This is a genomic window from Vibrio coralliilyticus (assembly GCF_024449095.1).
In the GTDB taxonomy this organism is placed as follows: Bacteria; Pseudomonadota; Gammaproteobacteria; order Enterobacterales; family Vibrionaceae; genus Vibrio; species Vibrio coralliilyticus_A.
Genome location: NZ_CP024628.1, coordinates 378340 through 404074 on the forward strand (window position 1 = coordinate 378340; position 25735 = coordinate 404074).

General features: G+C 44.6%; 20 protein-coding genes. 8 read left to right on the top strand and 12 right to left on the bottom strand.

The window, feature by feature from the left end; translation table 11 throughout:
• The first annotated feature begins 2 nt into the window (after positions 1-2).
• Positions 3-1235 carry an RNA polymerase sigma factor gene (locus tag CTT30_RS17315; RefSeq protein WP_252037270.1) on the top strand — a complete coding sequence of 411 codons (1233 nt, stop codon included), beginning with the start codon at positions 3-5 and terminating at the stop codon, positions 1233-1235.
• A gap of 69 nt (positions 1236-1304) precedes the next feature.
• On the opposite strand, the gene yghU is transcribed toward CTT30_RS17315, so the two are convergent.
• From yghU to CTT30_RS17330, 3 genes are all read right to left on the bottom strand, one after another.
• Positions 1305-2162 (bottom strand): glutathione-dependent disulfide-bond oxidoreductase, encoded by an 858-nt coding sequence (gene yghU / locus CTT30_RS17320; protein WP_252037271.1) that lies wholly within the window; start codon positions 2160-2162, stop codon positions 1305-1307.
• Positions 2163-2355: 193 nt separating this feature from the next.
• Complete coding sequence (locus CTT30_RS17325; RefSeq protein ID WP_252037272.1) at positions 2356-3003, bottom strand: HAD family hydrolase; 648 nt, start codon at positions 3001-3003, stop codon at positions 2356-2358.
• 188 nt (positions 3004-3191) lie between these two features.
• On the bottom strand, positions 3192-4589 hold the full coding sequence (locus tag CTT30_RS17330) for an alpha-amylase family protein (RefSeq protein WP_040121817.1): 1398 nt from the start codon (positions 4587-4589) through the stop codon (positions 3192-3194).
• A gap of 258 nt (positions 4590-4847) precedes the next feature.
• On the opposite strand from CTT30_RS17330, the gene CTT30_RS17335 reads away from it, so the two are divergent.
• The 4 genes from CTT30_RS17335 to CTT30_RS17350 all read left to right on the top strand — a co-directional run bounded on the left by CTT30_RS17335 (position 4848) and on the right by CTT30_RS17350 (position 10961).
• Positions 4848-6506, top strand: a complete 1659-nt coding sequence (locus CTT30_RS17335) for an ABC transporter substrate-binding protein (protein WP_252037273.1) — start codon at positions 4848-4850, stop codon at positions 6504-6506.
• Positions 6507-6691: 185 nt separating this feature from the next.
• Positions 6692-8275, top strand: coding sequence for a hypothetical protein (locus tag CTT30_RS17340; RefSeq protein ID WP_252037274.1), 1584 nt, complete (start codon positions 6692-6694; stop codon positions 8273-8275).
• Positions 8276-8477: 202 nt separating this feature from the next.
• Positions 8478-9938 (top strand): hypothetical protein, encoded by a 1461-nt coding sequence (locus CTT30_RS17345; protein WP_252037275.1) that lies wholly within the window; start codon positions 8478-8480, stop codon positions 9936-9938.
• A 135-nt stretch (positions 9939-10073) separates the two neighbouring features.
• A complete protein-coding gene (locus tag CTT30_RS17350; RefSeq protein ID WP_252037276.1) occupies positions 10074-10961 on the top strand; it encodes an NAD(P)-dependent oxidoreductase in 888 nt (295 codons plus the stop codon).
• Between the two features lie 332 nt (positions 10962-11293).
• Here CTT30_RS17350 and katG read toward each other — a convergent pair whose 3' ends face one another.
• From katG to CTT30_RS17375, 5 genes are all read right to left on the bottom strand, one after another.
• A complete protein-coding gene (gene katG / locus CTT30_RS17355) occupies positions 11294-13471 on the bottom strand; it encodes a catalase/peroxidase HPI (RefSeq protein WP_252037277.1) in 2178 nt (725 codons plus the stop codon).
• A gap of 316 nt (positions 13472-13787) precedes the next feature.
• Positions 13788-14405 (bottom strand): glutathione S-transferase family protein, encoded by a 618-nt coding sequence (locus tag CTT30_RS17360; protein ID WP_252037278.1) that lies wholly within the window; start codon positions 14403-14405, stop codon positions 13788-13790.
• A 12-nt stretch (positions 14406-14417) separates the two neighbouring features.
• Complete coding sequence (curA, locus tag CTT30_RS17365) at positions 14418-15449, bottom strand: NADPH-dependent curcumin/dihydrocurcumin reductase (protein WP_252037279.1); 1032 nt, start codon at positions 15447-15449, stop codon at positions 14418-14420.
• Positions 15450-15530: 81 nt separating this feature from the next.
• A complete protein-coding gene (locus CTT30_RS17370; protein WP_252037280.1) occupies positions 15531-16115 on the bottom strand; it encodes a TetR/AcrR family transcriptional regulator in 585 nt (194 codons plus the stop codon).
• 138 nt (positions 16116-16253) lie between these two features.
• A complete protein-coding gene (locus CTT30_RS17375; RefSeq protein WP_252037281.1) occupies positions 16254-17972 on the bottom strand; it encodes a sensor domain-containing diguanylate cyclase in 1719 nt (572 codons plus the stop codon).
• Positions 17973-18157: 185 nt separating this feature from the next.
• Between CTT30_RS17375 and CTT30_RS17380 the strand changes: the two genes are divergently transcribed.
• A complete protein-coding gene (locus tag CTT30_RS17380; protein WP_252037282.1) occupies positions 18158-18922 on the top strand; it encodes a substrate-binding periplasmic protein in 765 nt (254 codons plus the stop codon).
• Positions 18923-18989: 67 nt separating this feature from the next.
• On the opposite strand, the gene yqfB is transcribed toward CTT30_RS17380, so the two are convergent.
• The 3 genes from yqfB to CTT30_RS17395 all read right to left on the bottom strand — a co-directional run bounded on the left by yqfB (position 18990) and on the right by CTT30_RS17395 (position 21098).
• Complete coding sequence (yqfB, locus tag CTT30_RS17385) at positions 18990-19310, bottom strand: N(4)-acetylcytidine aminohydrolase (protein WP_239836061.1); 321 nt, start codon at positions 19308-19310, stop codon at positions 18990-18992.
• Positions 19307-20506, bottom strand: coding sequence for a DEAD/DEAH box helicase (locus tag CTT30_RS17390; protein ID WP_252037283.1), 1200 nt, complete (start codon positions 20504-20506; stop codon positions 19307-19309). Before CTT30_RS17390 ends, yqfB begins: the two co-directional genes overlap by 4 nt.
• Before the next feature lie 121 nt (positions 20507-20627).
• A complete protein-coding gene (locus tag CTT30_RS17395) occupies positions 20628-21098 on the bottom strand; it encodes an OsmC family protein (protein WP_239864460.1) in 471 nt (156 codons plus the stop codon).
• A 267-nt stretch (positions 21099-21365) separates the two neighbouring features.
• On the opposite strand from CTT30_RS17395, the gene CTT30_RS17400 reads away from it, so the two are divergent.
• Both CTT30_RS17400 and CTT30_RS17405 read left to right on the top strand, forming a co-directional pair.
• A complete protein-coding gene (locus CTT30_RS17400) occupies positions 21366-23039 on the top strand; it encodes an amidohydrolase (RefSeq protein ID WP_252037284.1) in 1674 nt (557 codons plus the stop codon).
• A gap of 50 nt (positions 23040-23089) precedes the next feature.
• Positions 23090-23497: a hypothetical protein gene (locus CTT30_RS17405; RefSeq protein ID WP_252037285.1), complete on the top strand. Its 408-nt coding sequence runs from the start codon at positions 23090-23092 to the stop codon at positions 23495-23497.
• A gap of 71 nt (positions 23498-23568) precedes the next feature.
• Here CTT30_RS17405 and CTT30_RS17410 read toward each other — a convergent pair whose 3' ends face one another.
• The gene (locus tag CTT30_RS17410) at positions 23569-25506 is read right to left on the bottom strand and encodes an endonuclease/exonuclease/phosphatase family protein (RefSeq protein ID WP_252037286.1); all 1938 of its coding nucleotides are present in this window, start codon (positions 25504-25506) and stop codon (positions 23569-23571) included.
• Positions 25507-25735: the final 229 nt, after the last annotated feature.

The window sequence follows — 25735 nt, forward strand, 5'->3', positions numbered from 1 at the left end:
GTATGAACCAAGCCTCGTCAAAATCAATTGCCGTTGGCCATGTGATTAATGATGTCTTGAGCAAAGACAGAGGGCGGCTTTTGGCGGGGCTTATTTCACGCCTTAATGATTTTCAATTAGCCGAAGATGCTCTACAGGAAGCATCAATTGCAGCATTGAAACACTGGACGCGATCTGGCCTGCCGCATAACCCAGCAGCTTGGCTGATGAGAGTTGGATTAAACAAGGGAGTAGACCATATTCGTTCGGCGCAACGAGATGAGAGAAAGGTTCGAGATATGGTTGACAACTTCATGGGTGGTGAGGAATACGGTGTTCCCGAAACGATTCCGGATGAACGTTTGCGCCTTATTTTTACCTGTTGTCATCCAGCCTTGGAAGAAAAGTCACGTGTCGCTCTAACCTTGCGTACGGTTTGTAATTTGACGACAAAGGAAATTGCTGCTGCTTTTCTTGATAGCGAGCAAACCATGGGGCAACGCTTGTATCGAGCAAAGGCCAAAATTAAAGCTAAAGGAATTGGGTTCACTATTCCAGAAGCAGATAGATGGGATGAGCGACTGGAGACGGTATTAACAACCATTTATTTGATATTCACCACTGGCTATGTCAGGGAGGGTGAATGTCCACGCTTGCTATGCCAAGAGGGGATCTTTTTGGCTAGGCTTCTTGACAAGCTGCGACCCAATGATCCTGAAATTGAAGGTGTACTTGCCTTAATGTTACTTACGGATGCGAGACGTAAAGCTCGAATAAATGCAAGTGGAGTGATGGTACCTGTCGAAGAACAGGACACTAGCCTATGGCAGAAAAACAATATTGATGAAGCTCATCTTCTCCTTTCTAATGCCATCAAAAAAAGACAACCAGGGCCATTTCAGATCAAGGCTGCGATAACAGACTGCCACATGATGAAGCCTAGCCCCGATTGGGAACAAATGTCTTTGCTTTATCAATCGCTATGGCAATTCGAGCCCACTTCGGTTATCGCCTTGAATTGGGCAGTCGTGATTGCGGAGACAGGTCACCCAGAACTGGCGCTTACAAAGTTGGATGAGTTAAAAAAAGACCTTACAGATTACCAACCTTGGTATGCGAGTCGTGCGCATATTCTTAGTCAATTAGGACAAAAAAGAGAGGCTAGCACTTTTTACAAACTGGCCATTGAAAGTGCGCCAAGTGCGGCAACACGTAAGTTCTTGGAGTTGAGATACGAGACGTTACAAGTTGATTAACATGGTTCAAACACCAAAAAAATAAAGCAATCTGCCTAGGCTGACAGATTGCTTTATGACTAATCCCTCTTATGGCTTTAGTTTTAGTACCTTGTCGATGTCATCGGCACTATGGCGCTCTGGTAATTGCTCCCATTCTTCACCCATAGTACGGTTGACGATACGACCACGTTGAACGGCTTCACGAGCTTCAATCTGTTTTGCCCAACGCACAACATTCTCATAGGTATGGACCTGTAAAAACTCAGCGGCATCGTATGCCTTGCCTAACACCAGATTGCCATACCATGGCCAAATCGCCATATCGGCAATTGTATATTCCTCACCCGATACGTAAGTGTTTTTGGCAAGTTGCTTATCCAACACATCTAACTGGCGTTTTACTTCCATAGCAAAGCGGTTAATCGGATATTCTTGTTTTTCATCAGCATAAGCATAGAAATGACCAAACCCGCCGCCTAAAAATGGGGCAGAACCTTGCGCCCAGAATAGCCAGTTAAATGTTTGTGTTCTAGCTGGGCCACTTTCAGGTAAAAACACACCGAACTTCTCAGCAAGGTGAACCAGTATCGATGCCGATTCAAACACGTTAATTGGCTCATCACCCGACTTATCCACTAAAGCAGGAATTTTTGAGTTTGGGTTTACCGAAACAAACCCCGATGAGAATTGGTCAGAGTCACCGATATTAATGATATGAGCATCATATTCTGCTTCTTGAATACCACGTGCTAAAAGCTCTTCAAACATAATGGTAATTTTTTGACCATTTGGCGTGCCTAATGAGTAAAGCTGAAATGGGTGCTCACCAACGGGCAGTTCTCTTTCAAATCTTGCTCCTGCTTCTGGACGGTTTATATTTGCCCATTGATTACCTGAACTTGGTTCATTTTTCCATACTTTAGGCGGTACGTATTCGTGAGTCATTGTTCTTCCTTATCCAAAAATGATATCCGGCACTAGTTTAGATGGTGGTGGTGTGAAGAGATAAAAACCCTCCATTATCAGATTATTAGAACCTTTGGTTATTGCAAATCGGTTAATTGAATAAGGGGTTGCTAATGTAGATAGACTATAGAGGAGCAATCAACTGATATTGCCCCCTCTATCTGTGGTGTGGCTAAGCTTGCTTAAGATGTTCAAGTGCAGAGTGTAGCGAGGGAAGAATATAATGCCCTAACGCCTTTACGTCTGCACAAGGCTCCACCAAGTCGGGAATTTGATAAGTGGTCATGCTGGCAGCGACCGCACTTTTGACTCCATTATTGGAGTCTTCGAATGCAATACAATGCTGAGCTTGGACATTGAGACGGTCGGCGGCGAGTAGGTAAATTTCCGGATCGGGTTTACCAACTGAAACTTCACAGCCACAGGTTAGACCATCGAAATATTGGTCTAAGCTTGCCAAGCGCAATTTAACCTCTGCGATATCACGGTGAGTCGAGGTGGCAACCGCCGTCGGAATTTGGTTCTCTCGTAGCCATTTCAACAGTTCGACTACGCCTTCTTTCACTGGTATTGGTTGGTGTTTGACAATAGCATCATAATTACGACGCCATTCATCATGAAGCTTATCAAGATCGTCTCCATAGGCGGCACGAAAGATCTTTTCTATACCGGCAGCATTACGCCCGATGATTGAGAGATAGACGTCTTCATAAAAAGGTAGGTTGACGTTAACACAAGCTTGTTTGAATACGCGCATGCATACACGTTCTGTGTCTAACAGTAGGCCATCCATATCAAAGATAGCGGCTTGAATTTTCATAGGTACAGCTTAATCCTTAACAGTTAGGAAGCCCATTCTGGCACACATCATAATTATAGTAAAAGTGCTGACCTAGACGTGGGTTTGTTGAATGTGAAGGTTATAGGAAGGAAAATGATGAGTAGGCTGAGGGTGATTAAATAATCAAAGGTCTGGTATTTACCAGACCTTTGTCATTTTAACGGAAATTACAGCATCCACATTCTTGCTGTGCGTGCTGGAATGTTAAACGTATGGTTGCGCGAACTCACGACAGTGGTATCTCCCGTTAGCGTGTCTTTGTACGAAACGTTCCAATTGAACTCGTGTTGGTACGTATCCACAGTAACGGATTTCGCATCGCCACACTTGTTGATGCCGACTACGCCTTCCTTACCACGTTTGAAGACCAGCGTGCACTGGTCGCTGTGTAAGACGGTCATTGATTTACCCTGCATCGAGTTGTGGAACTTGAGCATGTTAATCATAGTGGCGTCTTTCCAGACGTCAGCCCAGCGACCATTATCTCTATCTTCGCTATCTGGTAGCTCATCACTATAGACAAGTGGCGTACCACCGTCTTTACCCAAAACGTATGCGTAAGCTAGCTGTTCATCCTTAGGATCCATGATTTGATAACGGAAGCCATCATTGGTTGGGATGTCATGAGTCACGGTGAAGGTAATGGCGCGTGAGTCCTCTAACGCTTGACCGTAGGCTTGAGGATCATGAAGTTGGTTTAATCCGCCACCGAAAGAGAAAGCGCCACGAATAGAAGCGAACAGAGGGAAATCGTAAGCGGCGTGATTGGTATTATTCAGGTAAGGTGCCAAAAAGGCTTCATAGCCACTGTCGCCCTTACCACCACTGGTAATGACTTCACCGAAAACATGCATTCCAGACGTAATATCTGATGTAAAAATCTGATCGATCTGGTACTGACTCATGTGTTTGACAGCATCGATGCGGAAGCCTTTAATTCCCATCGATTTGAGTGCCTGAAGGTATATCTTCTGTTGTGACACTACCCAGTTGTTTGGATCTAAATCTGGTAATCCGGTATCGCCATTGTCACCACAAAGTCGCCAGTACTGAACGTGACCTGGGTCGTTCCAGTTGGTGATACAACCTGCAGCGTGGAAGTCATTGCCAGAGAACAGGTTTTGGCTCAAGTCGCCAAACAATGTCTGGTTGGCGTAATAACTTGAGCGTGCAGAGTAGTCGTTAAGCACATCGGTGCCAGGGTAATTCAGGTCACCGCGCTTTGACGCTTCGTTGGCCATATGATTCAGAACGACATCGGCATAAACATCTACGCCTTGCGCTTTAAGTGCAGCAATCATCGCTTCTAAATCTTGCTTATTGCCCAGAGGAGAATCGATAACACGAAAATCCTGAGGTTGATAACGTGCCCACCATTGGGTGCCACTTGACTTCATAGCGGGTGAAATCAGAACCTTTTTGAATCCGTTTGCGGCGATTTGCTGGGCGTTATTCGTTACATCCGAATATTTCCAGTTGAATGCATGCAGGATTGCATCGGCATAAGTGACTTGCGGTACGCTGAGCGCAGCGGTGGCAGCGAGTAAAGTTGTTATTTTTTTCATAGGGTGTTTCTCGTTATTGATATTCAGGCTAATGATATTTTTATGGCTTGCTATTAGTAGTGCTCGAAATAGAAGACTGAATTACGGTCACATTCTGTAGGGGTCCAATTTATAAAATTTCTAGTAGAGTAGAACTTTGCAGGGATTGAGGTTGTTTTTTGAACGAAATGTTCGAAAGTTGTACAAAATGTCAGCTCGAGCACTTTTTTATAACGTTGACGAAACCGTCATTTATTATTTGTTGAGTTAAGGTGGCCATTGAACGACGTAAGCTTACGCAGACTCCAGCAACTGCTTATAAAATATGAGGCAGGGAAAACATATCATCTGTCGATCGATGAACTGGAGATAGCATTATCAACTTCGAGAAGAAACACTTCTAATATTCTGAAAAGCTTGTCTGAGATAGGTTGGATCAGTTGGCTTCCCTCTAAGGGAAGAGGAAAACTCAGTCAGTTTAAGATCTTGCATAATCTGCAGGGAGCACTAGAGCAAATCTTTTATAAAGAGCTAGAACAAGGGCGCTTTTCTTGTATTTCTCGTTTAATGGATCTGTATGGACACCTTGCGGTCAAAGCTTTGGCTGAAGCAACGTTAACACAAGCGAGTGTTAACGAGCGTTGTGATAGTTTGCTGATCACTGAATATCCATGGGTAGATACATTAGAACCTGCTAAGACGTATCGAATTGCAGAAATGCAGGTCATTCGTAGCGTCTATAGTACCTTGTTGACGCAAGATGAATCAGGCCGTATTCAAGCGGGGTTAGCACATAGCTGGAAAGTGGAAGGACGATTTATTCATTTATGGTTGCGGCAAGATATTATTTGCCACGATGGTGAAGTGTTAGAGGCCACTGATGTTTCCGAGTGTCTACATCGGCTTAAAGTAACGGATGGACCGGTTAAGTACCTTTTTGAACAGGTGATCGGCATACGCGTTCTCGGCGCAGGGCAAGTAACGATGGAGCTCCAGCAACCTAATCCCTTGTTTTTGCATGTTTTGTGTGTGGTTCATGCTTCAATCTATCGCCTAAAATCTACGTATTTCTCAAGTGGCCTTAGTACGTATATAGGAAGTGGGCCTTTCTATCTGAAGGATTGGGACCGAGAGCGCTTGGTGTTGAAACGGCATCGTAATTACTATGCGCAATCAGCCTTGCTGGATAAGATCACCTTGTCTTCTTCTTCAGAGCTGAGTGACTTTAGCCTCAGTTTCAATAAGGATGGAGATTGTGAGGAAAGTACGATTAATGCTTTGTCTTACCTTGCTATCAATTTAAGGCCTGACGCAGAGGTCAGCCGAAACAACCTTCATCGGCTTGTTGAGTACTTGCGTCGCTGTCGCGCTAATCTGGACTCAGAAACGGTTGTTAATGATGTCAGTTTTACCCCTTGTTTGGAGCGTATTTCTGATGACGCGCCACCGCGTTTAAACGGGCACTTGGTACTGACCATGCCTCGACTGACCATTCCATATCTCAAAAAGATCGCTAAATGGCTAAAGAGCACGATTCTAGAAACCGGGCTGACCCTTGAAATTCTCGAGTTAGAGGATATTAGCAATCCAAGCTCAGTCAGTGACCATGCCGATATTCTCTTTATCGAAGAAGTCATAGAGCAGCCTGAAGAGTTTGGATTGTATGATTGGCTTCTTGCCTGCTCCGGCCTGAAATTCATTTATGATCAAACAGAAATGAATACTCATTATGAACAAGTGAAGCATGCAATGAGTGATATTTTGTACGCTTATTCATTACGTAAAATTGAGCAGGACCTGTATGACAAGAACCTGCTGCTGCCTCTGTTCCATGGTAAAGAAAAAATCACGCGTAGTCTTGAAGTGCATGGCGTTGAAACAAGTAAGTCAGGGTTGAGTGAGTTCTATAAGCTTTGGATTGATAAGGAAAAACAATAAGTTAATCTTATTTTCTGATAGTAGATGGTTAATAAAACATGCATTATTTCTACCTGACCCTTTCATGTTTTATGCCTATTAAAGCCTATACCATCAGCACGTGTTACCAATGATTACACATTAGGATGCATTGCTTTGTGCAGTGCAGTTTTACTCATAGGAAATATGTGTCAGGGCCTATTATCATGACTTCCAAAATTATAGCTATCGCGACTGTTTCTACACTTTTGACTGCTTGCGGTGGAGGTGGTAACGGAGGAGAAACCTCGTCAGCCACATCGCCATCTTCTCTTCAATCTAAATCAATTCAAGGTGTTGCCATTGATGGTTACATATCAGGTGCAACTGCATTTCTTGATCTGAATTACAACGGTGAACTGGATAGCGGTGAACCAAAAAGTATTACCGATGCCAATGGTCGATATGAGCTTTCTCTATCAGGAGAGAATGCGGATTGTATTGATTATGCGCCAATCGTGGTTGATGTACCTGTTGGCGCCATTGATGCTGACAACCCAAACACTCCGATCGAAGAAGCATATCAGCTGTTCTTTCCTCCAGTAAAGATGACGACTTCAGGTTCTGAAATTAAGTCAACGACTCCATTGACTTCCATGCTTTGGAACGAGATGAAGCTAAACCTAGATATAGATGATAATGCTATGGGTAGTTGTGCAGACCTAAAACTTGCGATTCAGTTGCAAGGCATTACAGACAATAGTATCCAGGAATTAGAAAACGATGTAGCGAACCGGAACAACGTTAGTGTAGATCAGCTGTATAGTGACTTCATAAAAGAGGATGACAATGAAGTAAAAGCGCTTACACAGAAACTAATGCCAGTAATCAAGGCCTCTTATCGTGAATCAAAGATGTTAAGACAACAGAATCCGACAGCCGAAGAAGCTTACGTTAGTTACATTGTCCGCAGTGATGAGGATACCAATGACGAGCAGAACGACCAATGGTATAAAGTTCAAGTGACAAAGAGTGGCTCAAAGGTAGAAAGAAGAACATTTGACGTAACGAGCGAGCTTGTTGACCCTCAATTGATTGAGCATGTTGTGACATATACAGCCGAGAATAGTGATCTGTCCTATACAAGAGAGTACAGCCTGCGTAGAGAAACCGAGGGTAATCAAGAGTCTATAGAGAATCTTCCCTTTAAATGTTCAATTAAACAAACCATTGAGGAAACTCATAAGCTCTATGCAAATTCATGGCTTTATTATGTCGTAACTAATCAATCTGCTACTAAACAAGAATCCGAGATGGACGTTTGTCTCAATTATGATGTTGGTGGGGATGATTATGAGCAAACGGTAGAAGTGATGGCGGTTGATAATAGTCAGAATCAAGGGACAGTCATTATTGGACATCGTTTTCATTATGATCAATATAAGGCCAATGCTGCATGGGTAGATGTGGATCCTACGTTGAACAACGTCAATGGAAACTTGCTGGAAAGTTTTGTTCATATAGATCCCGATTTTCGTGAGAACGAGGGTTACGGTTCATTATTCTGGGTGAGATCGAAAGCAGAGTTTAGTTCGAATGAGTCGTCACAAGTTATAACAATCAAGTACTCAGATGATGTCTGGTTTAAGGAAACTGATTACGATGATGGCAGTACAGTCTATGAGTGTTCTGAAAGTGAATTTGGTGAATGGAATGTATGTGGATATCAGCGTGCTTTTGCCAATAAATATAAGGTTCTTAACGATGATAGACTTCCGGTGCTTAAGGCTTTAGCAACGTATTCACAATAATGAGCCACTGAAAATAGTGGGTTAAGTGAGAAGGTCGGCCATTTGAATGAAAAAACATGCACTATTTTGTCCCATTTCTTACGTGTTTTTCTAAATCTACAGCTGTTAGCATTCGCACTGCGTTAACCACTGCTATAACGCCACGCGCCATTACACTCTAATGGCGCGTTTTTGCCTTTCATTATTCATCGGGGATTTTGCAATGAACCTTAAACTTATTGCTGTTGTATCCATCTCAGCAGGCCTAGTCGCATGCGGGGGAGGCGGCGACGGTGGTTCACCTAGCTCTAGTACTTCATCTCAAACACGAAGCCTTCAAGGTGTGGCCATAGATGGATACATCTCTGGCGCGACGGCTTTTCTTGATATCAATTACAACGGTCAGTTAGACTCTGGTGAGCCTAGTGCTGTAACTAATTCTGAGGGTAGCTATCGATTATCTTTGTCAGGTAGTAACTCTGACTGTATTGATTACGCGCCTATTGTTGTAAATGTGCCTGTTGGTGCGGTTGATGCGGATCATCCTAATACGCCGATCAGTGAGCCATACCAGCTTGTCTTTCCTCCAGCAATGACACTCAGTTCAGAGCATGAGATAAAATCTACCACACCTTTAACGACAGTATTGTGGAATCAAATTCAGGAAGACCTAAATGAAAGTGGTATTACCAGTTGTACCGGGTTGAGGTCTGCTGTAAATACGCAAGAGAAAGTGATCCAGAATGTTAAGGAGCACGATCATCGTATTGCGGCACGTTATAACATCGCAGTAGATAAGATTTACGGTGATTTCATTAAGGAACAAAATAAAGAGCTGTATGAATTAGCTCAGAAGATGATGCCCGCAATTAGGAAGTCATACAGTGATACTAAGGCACTTCAGCAGGTAAATCCTGGCGCTCATCAAGCCTATGTAGACTACTATTGGAAATACTGGGACAAAGATACACAGCAAAAAATCGACAAATGGTATAAGGTCAAAACAGTTTTAACTGACACTAAGCTAGTACACACGGAATACGAAGTCTCAGAAGACTTACAGACCGAAGTATTACTGACTCGTCATACAGAGCGAAATACGAAAAAGAAAGCAGGGTTTGACTACACTAAGAATGCATCATTATGGATTAATGAAGATAACGCCAGCTACAGCTGTGATATCACCGAGTCAATTGAGCAACTTATTCAACCCAACTCTCTGAAAACTTATCGTGTGAGTAATAGCTCAAGTACGCAAGAACTGGATTGGGATAGCTGCAAAAACAATAATGTGGGAAGCAATTTCACCCAATATTTAGAAGTGATAGTCGTTAATAATTATCGTGATGGTATGTTACGCGCCCAGCATACTTTTAGTTATTATCCCGATCCTAAATATCCTGAATGGGTAAACGTTGAGCAGAAGATCGATAGTTTTAGCCGTAGCACTTTGGATCAACTAAGTTATATATCTTCAGATTTCAATGACGACTCAGATTACGGGGCCCACACGTGGGTGAGGTCTAAGCACTCCCAAGTGGCAGTGACACCGTTTAAATTTAACGGTATTGCAATTTCAAGAAACGCCATCGGTGATTGGTGGAAGAATACCTATTACTATAATGGTACCTCTTCATTGGAGTGCTCTCCAGATAAAGGAAAGACTTGGTCAAAATGTAAGTAATGTGTTTTGTTAGATTAAGCCCCTGATTGGGGCTTTTTCTTTATCTGGAATCATTTAATGGGTGTTTGTAGTAAACCAAAGAGAAAATGTTTAGTAGACTGTCCACCTAATTATAAAGCTTAAAAGGAAATAGGAATGAGTCAGCAGCAAGTCGCGTTTATTGGTCTAGGTGTGATGGGTTACCCGATGGCGGGTTACTTAAGTAAAGCCGGATATTCCACCAAAGTGTTTAACCGCACTAAAACCAAAGCAGACAAATGGGCTGTGGAATACCAAGGTATTGCGTGTGAGACGCCAAAGCAAGCAGCGCAGGATTGCGATGTCGTGTTCATTTGTGTGGGCAATGATGATGACGTGCGAAGTGTTGTTTACGGTGAAGATGGCGTACTGGCTGGGTTGAAAGCAGGTGCTGTGCTGGTCGACCATACTACAACCTCAGCTGAGCTGGCGGTTGAACTGGCGGCCGCAGCAAAAGAAAACGGTAATCAGTTTATTGATGCGCCAGTTTCTGGTGGTCAAGCGGGCGCGGAAAACGGCGTGTTGACCATTATGTGTGGTGGTGAGCAAGCAGTGTTCGAGCAAGTCTCACCAGTGATGGATGTGTACGCTAAACAAATGACGCTATTGGGGGAAAATGGTCAGGGCCAGCGCTGTAAAATGGTCAACCAAATCTGTATTGGTGGCATTCTGCAAGGGCTTAGTGAAGCGCTACTACTCGCTCAAAAATCTGGTTTGGATGTTGAGCAAGTGGTCGAGACCTTGAAGCATGGTGCGGCTGGCTCATGGCAAATGGAAAATCGAGCCGTGACAATGTCACAAGATAAATTCGATTTTGGCTTTGCCATTGACTGGATGCGCAAAGACCTAGGTTTCTGCCTAAAGGAAGCGGAACGAGTCGGGCTTGATTTACCTTTAACCAAGAAGGTTGATGAGCAATACGCTCAGCTACAACAAGATGGCTATGGGCGTATGGATACTTCTGTTTTGATGAAAGCGGTGGCGAAAACATTAAGCGCTAAATAAAACAATACGCCGATGCGTGCAGGTAGCGATCGGCGTATGGATTTCAGTTCTGATTTAAGCGGGTTGCTCAGCATCAGTAGAAGATAAACAGCTCTTTGGTATCAAACAACTTAAAGAATTCGAATCCTTTCATAGCCAACTTCCTCACTTGTAACATCGAAGGTTAATGGATTAGTGAAGCTCTTATGCGCTTCGTTTCTTAACTATGGTTACCTCTTTAAATTTAGTGCAACTTGTCGTTATTTGCCAAATTGTTGATGAGTTAGTCACTTGCAAGGTCTGGCTTGTTGATACCCCACGACCTATTGTCGGCCGTGGGCTGACAAGCTAACTTACTGTTTTAAATCGAATCGATCAGCGTTCATGACTTTGGTCCAAGCTGCGACAAAGTCGCGAACAAATTTCTCCTTGTTATCGTCTTGAGCGTAAACCTCTGCATAAGCGCGTAGGATTGAGTTGGAACCGAACACAAGGTCGACTCGGGTCGCTGTCCATTTCTCTTTTCCACTACTACGTTCGATAATAGAGTAGGAGTTACGCCCTGTTGGTTTCCATGTGTATCGCATGTCCGTCAGATTGACAAAAAAGTCGTTTGTCAGTGCTCCGACATTGTCTGTGAATACACCGTGCCGAGTACCCGAGTGGTTAGTTCCCAAGACACGCATACCACCAATGAGGACCGTCATCTCTGGTGCGGTTAAGCCCAATAGTTGAGCATGGTCGAGCATCAACTCCTCAGGGCTGACCGCATAATGCTGCTTCTGCCAGTTTCTGAATCCGTCTGCAACAGGCTCTAGCACATCAAATGAATCGATATCTGTTTGTTCAGCACTCGCATCGCCACGTCCCGGAGCAAAGGGAACGGAGATGTTGACTCCAGCAGCTTGCGCTGCTTGCTCGATACCAACGTTGCCTGCAAGGACTATGGTATCGGCGATACTAGCACCTGATTCAGAGGCTATACCTTCTAGTATCGAAAGTACTTTAGCGAGCTCTTCAGGTTCGTTACCTGGCCACTGATTTTGTGGTGCAAGACGAATGCGTGCGCCGTTGGCACCGCCACGTTTGTCTGAGTTGCGGTAGGTACGAGCACTGTCCCAGGCGGTTGAGACCATATCACTGATGCTTAATCCACTTGAAGCGATTTTGGCCTTGACTGCTTCAACATCGAAGTTGTTGTGACCTACAGGTACAGGATCTTGCCAAATCAAATCTTCTGCTGGGACATCTGGACCGTAATAACGGGATTTGGGCCCCATATCGCGGTGAGTTAGCTTAAACCATGCACGAGCAAAGGTGTCTGAGAAGTACTCAGGATCTTGGTAGAAGCGCTCTGAGATTTTGCGATATTCAGGGTCTATTTTCAGCGCCATATCGGCATCTGTCATGATTGGGTTGTGACGGATACTAGGGTCTTCGACATCGACAGGTTTATCTTCTTCTTTGATGTTGTCAGGTTCCCACTGCCACGCGCCAGCCGGACTTTTTTGCAGCGACCAGTCATAGTTTAATAGGAGGTGGAAGAAGCCGTTATCCCATTGCGTTGGGTGGGTTGTCCATGCGCCTTCCAACCCACTGGTCACTGTATCACGACCAACACCACGAGAGGTGTGGTTGTTCCAACCCAAACCTTGTTCATTAAGATCTGCTCGCTCGGGCTCCGCACCCAATTGAGATGCATCTCCGTTACCGTGTGCTTTGCCAACAGTATGACCACCAGCCGTAAGAGCAACGGTTTCTTCGTCGTTCATTCCCATGCGCTCAAAAGTGACGCGCATATCCTGAGCAGTTTTTAGTGGGTCTGGGTTACCATCAACCCCTTCAGGGTTGACGTAGATTAAGCCCATCATGACAGAGGCAAGTGGATTTTCTAAGTCCCGCTCACCTGAGTAGCGGCTGTTTTCACTCCCACTTTCAGCCAGCCATTCGGTTTCTGCGCCCCAGTAGATGTCTTTCTCTGGGTGCCAAATGTCTTCACGGCCAAAAGCAAAGCCGAAAGTCTTCAAGCCCATAGACTCGTATGCCATATTGCCCGCAAGGATCATCAGATCAGCCCAGCTGATTTTGTTACCGTATTTTTGTTTGATAGGCCACAGTAAGCGACGAGCCTTGTCTAAGTTAGCATTATCAGGCCAAGAGTTCAGAGGTGCAAAACGTTGGTTACCGGTATCAGCACCACCGCGACCATCGCCTGTACGATAAGAGCCTGCAGAGTGCCACGCCATGCGGATCATTAAACCACCATAATGACCCCAATCTGCTGGCCACCAATCTTGGCTATCTGTCATCAGTGCTTTAAGATCATTTTTCAGGGCTTCAACGTCGAGCTTTTTAAGTTCTTCACGATAGTTAAAGTCTAGGCCCATTGGATTCGATTTCTGGTCATGCTGGTGCAGGATGTCGAGGTTGAGGGCGTTTGGCCACCAAGCTACGTTGGATGAGCCTGAAGAGGTTGCACCGCCATGCATAACAGGGCATTGACCGTTTGTACTCACGTTTTTATGATCCATGTTTGCTCCTTGAGTGTCGCTTATTCTCGGTTACTGCTTTGGCTGTTGTTTCAGCAGTAATCGAATTATTGGGTATTTTCTTAAAGACAAAGACGTTTCCCCATTGGCAAAGCGCCTGAGTGAATGCCCATCATTGGACTGTTGTTTAGATGTCAGGATAGTTGGTGAGAGAGCTTTTATAAAATTGTTTATGGCTATGCTATCGATAGATATTCTCTATCAGGTGCATATTGAAATGTACAGGTAAGGCAATGAGGAATATGAAAGCGAGTAATAACAAGGGCTGTCCTAGAGCAAGCAGCCCATTATAGAAAAGTTAACCGAATTTAACTTCTAGCTGTTCGGCTTTATTCCAGCTGTCGTGAGTTTTGATCTGAGAAGCGTAGCGAATAATATTGGGGTAGCGTTCCAGTAGCCCAAACTTGGTGAGAATATCGACAATGAAGGACATCATGATATCGGCTCCAGTCAACTTATCTGCAACCAGATAACGCTTATTCTCCAAGCGTTGGTCAACGTAACTCATAACCTTGTGTAGCTCGATCTCCGCATAATCAGGCAGGAAGTTCATCTGAGCGCCATCCTTCGCGATGAACGTCTTTAACAGTAATGGCAGTGCCGCAGAGCTTTCTGCAAAATGCAACCATTGTAAATAATCTAGGTGTTCACTTGAGCCTTTAGGCGGTGCGAGCCTGTCTGCAGCGTATTTGCCGATCAGGTACTCAGTAATGGCTCCAGACTCGGTAATGACATGCCCGTCTTCTTCAATCACCGGAGATTTACCAAGTGGATGAATAGCCTTTAGCTCTGGCGGGGCGAGAAAAGTCACGCTATCGCGATGATAAGGTACGACTTCATAGTTAACTCCCAGTTCTTCCAACAGCCAAATAATGCGTTTAGAGCGTGATTGATTGAGATGATGTAATTTAATCATGTTGGTCTCCGGTTACAGTGGGTTGTTGGTTTTTACCACCAGCTTGCCAAAGTTCTCGCCTTCTAGCAGGCCGATAAAGGCTTGTGGTGCTTTGTCAAAGCCTTCGATTAGATGTTCGCGATAGTGGATTTTTCCTTCTGCTAACCACTGGCTCATGTCAGTGGCGAACTCTTCATAACGATGAGCGTAGTCATCAAAAATGATAAAGCCCTGCATTTTGATACGCTTGATAAGAAGTTGTGACATGAGTAGGGACATTCGGTCAGGCCCCTCAGGCAGTGCCGTCGCATTGTATTGAGAAATCAGACCGCAAAGTGGGATTCGAGCGCTGGTATTGAGTAGTGGCATGACGGCGTCGAAGACTTTACCACCGACGTTTTCAAAGTAGATGTCGATACCTTGGTCACAGACTTTGGCTAATTGCTCGGCAAAATCATCTGCCTTGTGGTCGATACATTCGTCGAAGCCTAATTGTTGTTTGGCATATCGGCATTTTTCTTCACCACCGGCTACACCAATCACACGGCAACCTTTCAGTTTGCCGATTTGACCAACCATCGAACCGACAGCACCTGTCGCTGCGGCAACCACCAAAGTCTCACCTGATTTGGGTTGGCCAATATCCAGTAAACCCATATATGCGGTAAAGCCTGGCATGCCCATCACGCCGAGCGCATAGGAGGGGTGAGTTGGGTTCATGCCCATTTTAATTAGCCCTTCACCGTCTGAAATCGCGTAATCTTGCCAGCCAGCGAAAGCCAGTACCCATTCCCCAACTGAATAATCAGGATGGTTTGAGGCTTTAACTTGGCACACTGTGCCACCGACCATCACGTCATCAATCGCAACAGGGTCGGCATAGGATTTGGCATCACTCATACGCCCACGCATGTATGGGTCGAGAGACAGATACACACTTCGTAGTAGTAGCTCACCTTGAGCAGGGACGGGCTTTTGGGTTTCTTCTAAACGGAAGTTTTCAGCAGTTGGTGCTCCTTTAGGGCGTGAAGCAAGAACGATGCGTCGGTTTACGTTGTTAGTCATTGTGTTTCCTATTATTAGACCAGTCGTCTAGTTGTAATTTCAAAAAATTCCCGTTGGTTTAGCCAAACGGGAATAGGTAACTTAAGTGCTAAGTAGAGACTGAGTGGTCTCTAAGCTACGTTCAAGATGTGATTGATCCTGAACCAGTTTGTTGAGAAGGCTTGCGCCAAGCCATTGTTGGTAAAGCTGAGCCGCAACCAAATGTGCATCCACAGTTTGAATAGACTGATCTTTAATACCAGCCTCTATGCAGCTCGCGATGGAGGCAATGACTGCTCCTGCGCCATTCGCTAGCTTGATACGCATAGGCTCAGATAGATCAGAAACTTCGGCACTGAGCTTGACCACAAGGCATCGATTGGCATTACAGACACCATTTTCTACGTCTAACCAGCGTGAGAAGTACCCCATTAAACGCTGATAACCATTGCCTGTATCAGCAGTAAAAATGTCATTAATACGCGCTAAGTAGCTCGTAAAATAATTTTCAATAAGCGCTTCACCAAATTGCTCTTTGGACTTGAAATAGTGATAGAAGGATCCTTTCGGTACATCTGCGGTCTTGAGCAACTCAGATAAACCCACTGCTGTGAAGCCCTTGTTTACCACTAATTCGTAACCCACATTGAGAATATGTTGGCGAGTGTCGTGTGTTCTTTCATTCATAGCGTGCAATATAGAATAAATTAGACCAGTCGTCTAGTGTTGTAGTGACTTGACTTGACTTGTTTGGTTTGGCCATAAATGCGAACCGTTTAACTGACTCTATCAAAGAGTGGGTTGAACGACTCGCACGCTAAGTGGCTAAAGTTTCAGTGGTAAGACATCTGGGCTGTCTGAATGAGAATCCTTGTTTTGTTGCTTTAGGTAGGATTTTGACTGAGTATGTACGGCCTGGCTTCGGCCATTATTTTTGGCTTGATACAAAGCGGTATCTGCGGCTTTAATGAGCTCAGTAGTCGAAGTGTTAAGCTCAGGGAAAGTCGTCACCCCGATGGAAACACCGAGTTGCCCTAATGATAATCCTTTCATGTCTAAGTGCAGATCTCTAACGGAGTCGACAATGTGATTGGCGAGCTCCATTGACTCATCTACTGAGCTACTTGGGCAGATCACCGCCAGTTCTTCACCGCCAAGGCGGCAGGCGACGTGTTCGTCGCCTATTTCTCGTTTCAATAGATTGGCCACTTCTTTTAATACGTAATCCCCTGCATCATGGCCGAAGTTATCATTAAAGCGTTTGAAATGATCTAAATCCAACATCAGAAGTGATATAGGGCTGTTGTCTTGTGCGGCTTTTGCCCACTCTTTCTCAAAAATTTCTTCAAAATAACGGCGATTGAATAGGCCTGTTAAAGGATCCCGCATCGCTTGTGAACGAAGCTTCTCTTGTAGGCTTAAGTTCGCCAGTGCCAAACCAAGGTGCTCTGCGATGGTAAACGAAAGCTGCTTGATATCTTCAGATATCTCTCCAGTTTGGTCATCAAAATACAAGTGAAACATGCCCACTGTGTTACCATGAGCGGTAAGAGGGATACAAAGAGTGAGCCCATCGGTCGAGGCCTGGTTCATGTGGTTGCATGAGAGGTTATGATGCTTCTCTTTCGATAAATGATATTTCCCTTTTCGCAGTGCCCAGCAGTCGTTAGGGGCGTATAGCTTACTTGCGGGCCATTCGCCTCCCCAGTCGAGTTTGACTTCCAACTGGTTGCGAGAGTCGCGCATGATGGAGACACAGCCATTCACGTTACCTAATACTCTGGGAATGATGTCTGCCACCACAATTTGTGCCTCTTTCACTGTATTGCAGGCCGCTAGCATGTTGGCTAATTGGTGGAGCAGTTCAATTTCCTGAGTGCTTTTCTGAATACGATATTCCTGCTGATCCCTTTCCGCTTGAACCATCCGGAATAATTTACGATGGCTGACCCAAGTTGAAATAACAAGAATTAATACCGAACACGCCATTAAGACGTGTTCGATAAACTTCAAATCAGCCGACATGGCGTAGACTGAAGTCATGGGCATCGCGAGACGAAGAATATATGTTGAGTCGTGACCATGGCCGTCTTCAGGGAGTTCAAGCTTTTTAGCTACATAAAGTAATTCTTGGTTTAAGGATTGGCTAAACCGTTTGGATATGCCTATTTCACCAGATAAGGCGGAAACAAACTCTTGTCGGCGACTGTGATCGTCAAGCCGAGCTATCTCTCGGTTATTCAATTGGGAGTCGCCCAGTACTTCCCCTGAACTGTGTATGATGGTGAATCGTTGCTCAAAGCTAGATTGTGAAAGTGTATCAAGGAAGCTATCTATTTCAGGTTGACTCATATCATAGAGATCAAGGTTCTTGTCTTGAATTTGATGTGAGACGTCATCAATGATGTTTGACATGTAGGTACTGACAATATTTGTGACCCAATTGTCTAGTGTCTTATCGTAATAGTAGCCACCAACAAGTAAAGAAAGGGTCAGTGCCACAACAGGGAAGTATTGAAAGCGATTAAGAGAAGAGCGAATCATAAGGTCCCCATACTAACGGCTATAAAGATGGATTTTTACGTAAAAAGTCAAACGATACTCAACAGAGAGATTACTATTAACAATAAGTAAGTGTAGAAGTTCTCTGACTATATGCAATTGTGTTATTGCTCTTTGGTTTTATAAAACTTTTCCATTAGGTTGTTGATTTATATAAGGGATTCAGGATGAAAGGGTTACGCTTAGGTATAATGATGCTTGCTCTAGCAGCACTGAAACCTTGTGCTGCAAAGTCCATTGACTTAGTGACGCTTGAGTATCCGCCCTATATAGAAATGCAAGGACAGCAAGTCTCAGGCGTTGCTGTAGAGCTCGTAAGATATGTCTTTCATCAGTTAGAAACGCCAGTGAAGATCACGGTGTTACCTTGGGCGAGAGCACTAACCTTGGTTAAACGCGGCCGTGCTGATGGTATCTTTACTGCGTTCAAAAATCCCGAGCGGGAAAAATTTGCAGATTTTTCGGAAAATGTGCTCTTCGTTCAAAATATCAGTCTCATGGCTCTCAAAGGAAGTGATTACAAACCTACAGAAGTTTTAGCTGGGGATGTATCCAAAATTGCTCTTTGTGTCGTCAATGGCGTGAGTTATGGCAAACGTATGGATGAAAAGATCGCGAAGGGGGGCTTTCGGCTTATTTTCCAAAGAAACAGCACGGAAGAGTGCGCTCATCTCGTCCGGACGAAACGCGCAGATATATGGGTAAATAATGAGTTTGGTGCGCGTAGTATTCTTGTTCGTGAAGGTTTAGATAATGATATTGAGATTTTATCGCCTCCTATTGAAGCGACACCCAGCTATATTGCCTTTTCCAAAGGTCGCAACCACGGCGAATTACTGAAGCGTTTTGATCAAGTCTTATTCAATATGAAGCAAGACGGACGCTACGAAGCACTCATTTATGACTATTTCGAAAACATGAGAGTAAAGTAAGTTGGTCTCTTTGTTTGGCTGGTAGAGTCGGATAACGCCCGGTTATGCCGGGCGAGTGCTGCACTGCTTATGCATTCACCAGTTCATAAGTGATCAAAAACAGATCGTCTGTACTTGGGTAGATCTCACGAATCAGTTGTTTAAGCTTGGGCAGTTCAATCGCTTCTTGCTCTGCATGAAATTCGTTAATGTCATTGAACTCAAGCGGCTCGACAGCAAGGATTTTTATCTCGCACACCTTTTCATCTTTCTCCAAAGTGAACACTTCAACCTGAGTGCCTGGCACATAGTGAGACTCCGATTCGTCACGAATGGTAATCGTCTTTTTACCAGAAGTAATCAGCGGAGTTAGAAACTCAAAGAAAGTAATTTTAGTTGGTGCGTTCATTGGGCATCCTTGTCTTGACGCTTGTGCTTAGGTACGTAATTTAGAATAGAAATAGGCACGGGTTTACGAGGCTCAAATCCTTCTACTTCTCGGCGTTCAATCAAGTGACCAAGGCGGCTTTCTATCATGCACAAATTTTTGAAGTTGTCTTTGGAAACAAAAGATATCGCTTCCCCTTTCGCATCTGCACGGCCAGTACGACCAATGCGATGTACATACTCATCCGCTGGGAAGGGCAAGTCATAGTTAATGACTCGAGTTAGACCTTCAATATCAATACCACGTGCGCCCACCCCAGTCGCGATCATGTATTGGATTTTTCCAGCCTTAAAGTCTTCTAGTAGCTTTGATCGCACGGCTTGGCTGCGGCCACTGTGAAAGGCTTCGGCTTCAATACCGCGCTTTTCTAACTGCTGAGCGAGTTTGGCGGCGCCATGTTTCGTTTCGATAAAGATCAATGCTTGATCCCAGTTGTTTTCTTTAATCAAGTGACTCAAAAGCGCGGACTTCTTATCTTTATCAACCGTAATTAACCATTGCTCTATGTTCTTTTTGGATGCTTGGTTAGCGGCAATCGAGATTTCATATGGGTTATGGACGGCTGTTTTCGCTAGGTCGCGAACTTTATTCGAGAGAGTGGCAGAAAACAGCAGATGCTGAATATCTGTCGGCAGGCGATCAAGGATCTTGTTGATATCATCAATGAAGCCCATATCAAGCATTCGGTCAGCTTCATCTAACACCAACATTTCTACTTCTTCAAAATGCACTGCACGTTTACCGTACATGTCAATCAGTCGGCCGGGTGTTGCAACCAGAATATCAACGCCTTCAATCAGATCTTGTTTTTGGCTTTGCTCATCTACACCACCGTACATTGCCAATGATTTCAGAGCAAGGTGTTGTCCGTAGTCACGAACCTTCTTTTCCACCTGAACGGCCAGTTCACGAGTCGGAGTCAAAATCAGGCCACGAATACGTTTCTTACGTTGAGTCTCACCTTGGCTGAGTTTTTCCAGCATTGGCAGTACAAAACTGGCGGTTTTACCTGTACCTGTTTGCGCGGCTGCAATGAGATCGTCACCGCGTAAAATCACAGGAATCGCTTTGGTCTGAATCGACGTTGGTTTGTCGTAACCCAGTTGTTGGATAGCGTGAATAATTGGTTGGCTTAAGCCGAGCTTAGAGAATGGCATCTATACACTCTGAATTTGAATAGTGAAGCAGGGAAATCCTGTGTTTGGCGCGAGTTTAGCATGATTACGCCAATCACGGGATCTCTGCCGGCCTTAATTCTTAGCCCGAACTATTAATGATTTAGGCAGTAAGAATCTCTGTTACGATTTCTGTTTTCACTGAGTTGGCGATGAAACAGTGTTGGTGGGCAAGGTGATGCATCTTCTCTAACTGGGCATAATCAGGTTGCTTGCTACCAGAAAATATGATGTTAGGTCTGAGGGTTACTTTTGTTACCGAAGTTCGACCTTTGTCATCTTCTTCCATAATGCCTATGGCTTCATCAACATAAGAGTCGATGACGTAACGGCGCTTAGCGGCAATCCCTAGAAAAGTCAGCATGTGACAGCTTGAAATAGCGGCAATAAATGCTTCTTCTGGGTCAACGTTTTCCTCGACCGCATAAGGTAATGGAACCACATGAGGGGAAGCCGAAGCAGGGACACTCACGCCGCCGTCAAATTGCCACTGGTGTCCACGACTGTATTGGTTATCGCTGAACGTTTCATGTTCAGCTCGCTGCCAGCGAATGGTGGCGCTGTAATCTGACATGCATTCCTCCGTGAATATGATGCAATGTAATTGAAGTCAACCACCGTAGAGTATCTCATCACAGGGTAGTGACCTAGACGGAAGATGCATAATCTTGATGAGCATATCTGATTGTATTTCTTGCAGCACAAGTTGGCACGAAGGCACGGCTTTTGTTAAATCGGATAATGACCATTCTTCATACATTCCAATGACTTGTTAGGCTGTAAAGTGAGTCTAGCCCTATACTGTGGTGCGTGAGGGATGAATAACAAGGAATCCAAACTAATGAAATGTGCTGTCACTCTGATACTAGTTGCGAGTTTAACTATGACTGCTCGTGTTTGCGTAGCCAGCTCTGCAGATAGGGTGTTAACCAATGCGAGTATTTACGGTTACCCTTCAGCAGACTCGATTGCTATCGCCAATGGGAAAATTCTCTATGTCGGCTCACAAGAAGACATGAATAGTTTACAGAGCTCAGCGACTGAAACCATAGATTTGGACGGCGGCTTTGTTGTACCAGGATTTATCGACAACCATAACCATGTGTTTGAGGCGGCTTCAGAAGCGGGAGGTCAGTGTGAGCTGGGCATGGATGCAGGCCTTGAAGCGCAAATTTCTTACCTCAAAGCGTGTCGTAAAGATGCTCGTCGAGGCGAGTGGGTCATGGGCTATGGTTTTTCTATAGAAGCTTTGCTGGCAGAAGAGAATAAACGTACACCACTAGAGGTGATTGATTCGGTTTTCCCAGATCAACCTGTGATTATTATGGAGCAAACATCCCACTCGATGTGGGTCAATTCCGTCGCCTTGAGCATCGCAGGAATCAATAAGCATTCACCAGATCCACAGGGAGGTAAGATCCTGAAAGATGAAGGCACAGGTGAGCTCAATGGCATCCTGCTTGATAACGCCGGTGATATTGTGATGGAAATAGCTTGGAACAGCCTTGAAGAGCAGTTTGATCAAAGCTATGAAGGTATGATGGCAGGCTTGGATGAGGCCCGAAGACATGGAATCACCACCATAGGTGATGGGCGACTTTACTGGAAACGTGGCTGGTACGAAGTATGGAAGGAAGCCGAAAAGCGGGGTGACCTGACGGCACGTATTTCCCTGAGGCCTTGGATTTACCCGACGGACTCAATGCAGTCGCAACTCGCTTTTTTATCCAAGGTACTGACCACAGACAAATCTCGGCTTCTACTGGTGGATCAGGTTAAAATGTACAGTGATGGCATTCTGGTTAATGGATCAGCCAAGACGCTTGATCCTTATCTGGATACTTACATCCCAGATGAGCCTTATGGCATCAACTACATCCCACCTGAGGCGATGGAAGAGTGGCTCAAAGCATTGGATAAGATTGGCTATGGTGCCCACATCCATGCGATAGGTGATGGTGCGATTCGTGAATCACTCAATGCGATTGAAGCGATGCGTCAGCAAGGCGGTGCAAAGGATTACACACTGACACACGTTGAGTTGGTGAACTCTAAAGATGTAGAACGTTTTGCTAAACTGAATGTGACTGCGGATTTTCAAGTCGGTTCAGATTACGTTGCTTATCATGATCATCAATGGGCAGAAGCGTTTCTTGGAGCCAAGCGTACACGTGCATTGATGAACCTGAAAGCCATTTTCGATACAGGTGCTAACGTCTCCTTAAGCAGTGACTGGAATGTGCATGATATCAACCCGCTTGTAGGGATTGGCAATAGCCTTATCATGGGAAAAACAGGCCTGCCAAGTGTTGAAGATGCCATAGACGCTTATACCATCAATGCAGCAGTGAGCTTAGGTATCGATGATGTGACAGGGTCAATTGAAGTGGGGAAGGCCGCAGATTTTGCCATTTTGTCGCGCGATATTACCAAATTATCTGCGGAGAAAATCAAACAGACCGATATTTGGATGACGATGCTAAACGGTCAAATCGTCTACAGTATTGATGAATAAACCACCATGCCGTGCTGGAAAGAGCACGCGTTTTAGTATGAAGGAGTAGAGTGTTGAAATCCCCGATATTTTTGGCCGAAGTAGCTGTTAAACAAGCATTAATCTTAATGTTTGCTGTGCCTATGTTGTTTGAGATGACGTTTGAAGCAATGCAAGACATGGATAAAAGCAACCAAGCTTCCATTTTGGCGGTAGTGGGGTTATTGATGGCAGCGGCTATTGTGGGGGTATTCGAAGCCACATATCAGAAAACCAATATCCAGCAGAAAGCGCATCGTTTTCTTGCTCATATAACTAAAGCATTGCTTTTCATCGGTATTTCGGAGTTGATGATGTTAGCTGTAACGGCAATTGGTACTACGGAAAACATATACGATGATCCATTACTTTGGGCCTTGGTACCCATTTATCTAGCTTTATACCTCTATGATTGGTGGGACGCATTAGTCTCTGACTAGTGAAGACGTTCAAGTTACCTGTCCAAATGAAAGCTGGCATTGAAGCCAGCTTTCATTCGGGATAGCGGACCTTAATCAATAGAAAATTGGGTGACAACAGCGCCATGATCTGATGGGTGCATCTCGCTGTGACCATCATCTAGGAGGCAGTAACTTTCTTCAGCGTTCAAGCCCTCTCCCTTATACAGAATAAAATCGATCCTTCCTGCGCCTGAATTCCCTTTGAAGAAAGGCGTCCAAGTAATGCATTTCTTATTCAGTACATCTGGGTTAATTTGGCGATAACTGTCAACGTAGTTGTGACTATCCGCGACTCTCAAGGTCGGCAAGTCGATATTACCGCGACCAAAGATATTGGTTTCTTCAGTGGTATCGACATAGGACAAGGTATTAAAGTCACCACCAATAATGACAGGAATAGTCGGCTCAGAGTCAGCTTCTATTTGGGTCAGAATATTGTTGAGTGGCTGTGCTCTGGCTGCATCGTCTTTGGAGATGAGCTCTTCGTTTGTATATGAAGGATCTGGGAGTAAATTGACGATGTCATCACTTGATGTTAGCCAGATAGAATAAGTGTCTACTTGTTTACCATTACCCATATCAATTCGCACGCCACAAATGTGACTAGTACAATCGCCTAACTCTTTCTCTATCGGGTAGCGACTGAAAATGGCCAGATTACCATCTGAAGCGGATGTTCGATATTCAAACCCTAGACGGTTAGCCAGTGCCTCCTGATAGCCATAGGCTTCTTGCATAAAAATAACATCGGCACCGGAGTGGATGATTTGCTCATAAACATATTCTTGGCTACGCAGAGGGTCTGGCGCAGAGCCGGCATGCCATATGTTGTATGCCATAGTTGTGAGCTCATCTGGATTCTGATGCGCAGCTTCCGTGGTGAATTGCCAAGTGTCTCCGGTGATTGTGCTGGAAGATGACTCAACGTCAACACGCCAGAAGTACTGGGTATCTGGTAACAAACCACTCGTCTGGATTTCTTTGTCAGTTGTTGTCTTTTGATAAAGCACATTTGAGAAGTCTGCACGATCAGAAATCAACACAGTATAGGTCATGTCTTGCTCGGCTTTAAACTCGTCAGGATGTGACCACTGCAGGCGAGTATCTGTCGTGGTTACTCCAGTCGTTCCCGTTGACGGAACGGGGTTGTTAGTCGGTAATGTGTGTCTTTCGCCTAAATCATAGTGATAGAGTGCGTTGATATATCGTGCCCCCATACTTTGCGAATACACGCGGATGTTATCCATCGCCATATTAGCAGAAGGTATGTCTTCCAAGTGACTGTCATAGCCCGGGCTCGCTCCGAAAGCGAGATGCATCGATGCGAGTGAAATTGGTGCACCTGTTGCGACGCGGTTCCCATTGAGGTAAAGGTGGGTTGAGTTTTGATTACTCGCCATCGTGATATGAACCCACTCCCCACGAGGCACTTTAACGCCGGAAAGAAGTTGGGTGGGGAGTTGGGTATCTGGAATTTGCGTGCCTTCGTATTTGCGCCATAACTCTAATGTGTCGTTTTGAGTATTCAGTAACAAAACCGGCTCTCGACTTCTTGCTTCGCCATGAGAACCGTTCATTAGAGATAAGACTGCTTGTTCCGGCTGGTCTTCTTCGAGTTTGAACCAAAAGCTGACGGTTCTATGTTCTGATGCTCTCAAATCGGAAAAGCGAAGGCTGTTGAGCTCTGTAAATGACTTAGCCAATGAACCATCGAAGGAAGTGACACTTGGTAGAGATCCTAGTTCCTCAATATTAACAGGGTATTTTTTCCCCACATTTTGAGGGTCTACTTTCGAGCCGGTGGGTGGGTTATCGAAATCCATACCAATCGTCAGGTTGAAGTTGGTTGCTCGTGGGGGAATGTCGAGATCACGAGTTTCTTGTTCAACAATAACGTCTTCATCACAGCCAACAAGGATACCCATGAGTGATAGGGTAACCAAAGATCGTTTATTGAACAGTGAAGTCAAAGGTGTAGGTAATTGCATAGCCTTGTATCCTCAGTAAAAGATGAACCTGAGAATAAGTGCAGAGTGTTAACGTTTTACTTAAATAGTAATAACCAAAAGTAACGACGCTAAATAGATTTTTTATTGGGTGGTTTAATGAATGATTTTGGTGGATTTATTTTATAATTCATATGCTTATGGTTCATACTTTTTTAAGTGAAGCAAAATATAACATTTACAACTAATCTTACTTTTGTTGTCAACACTT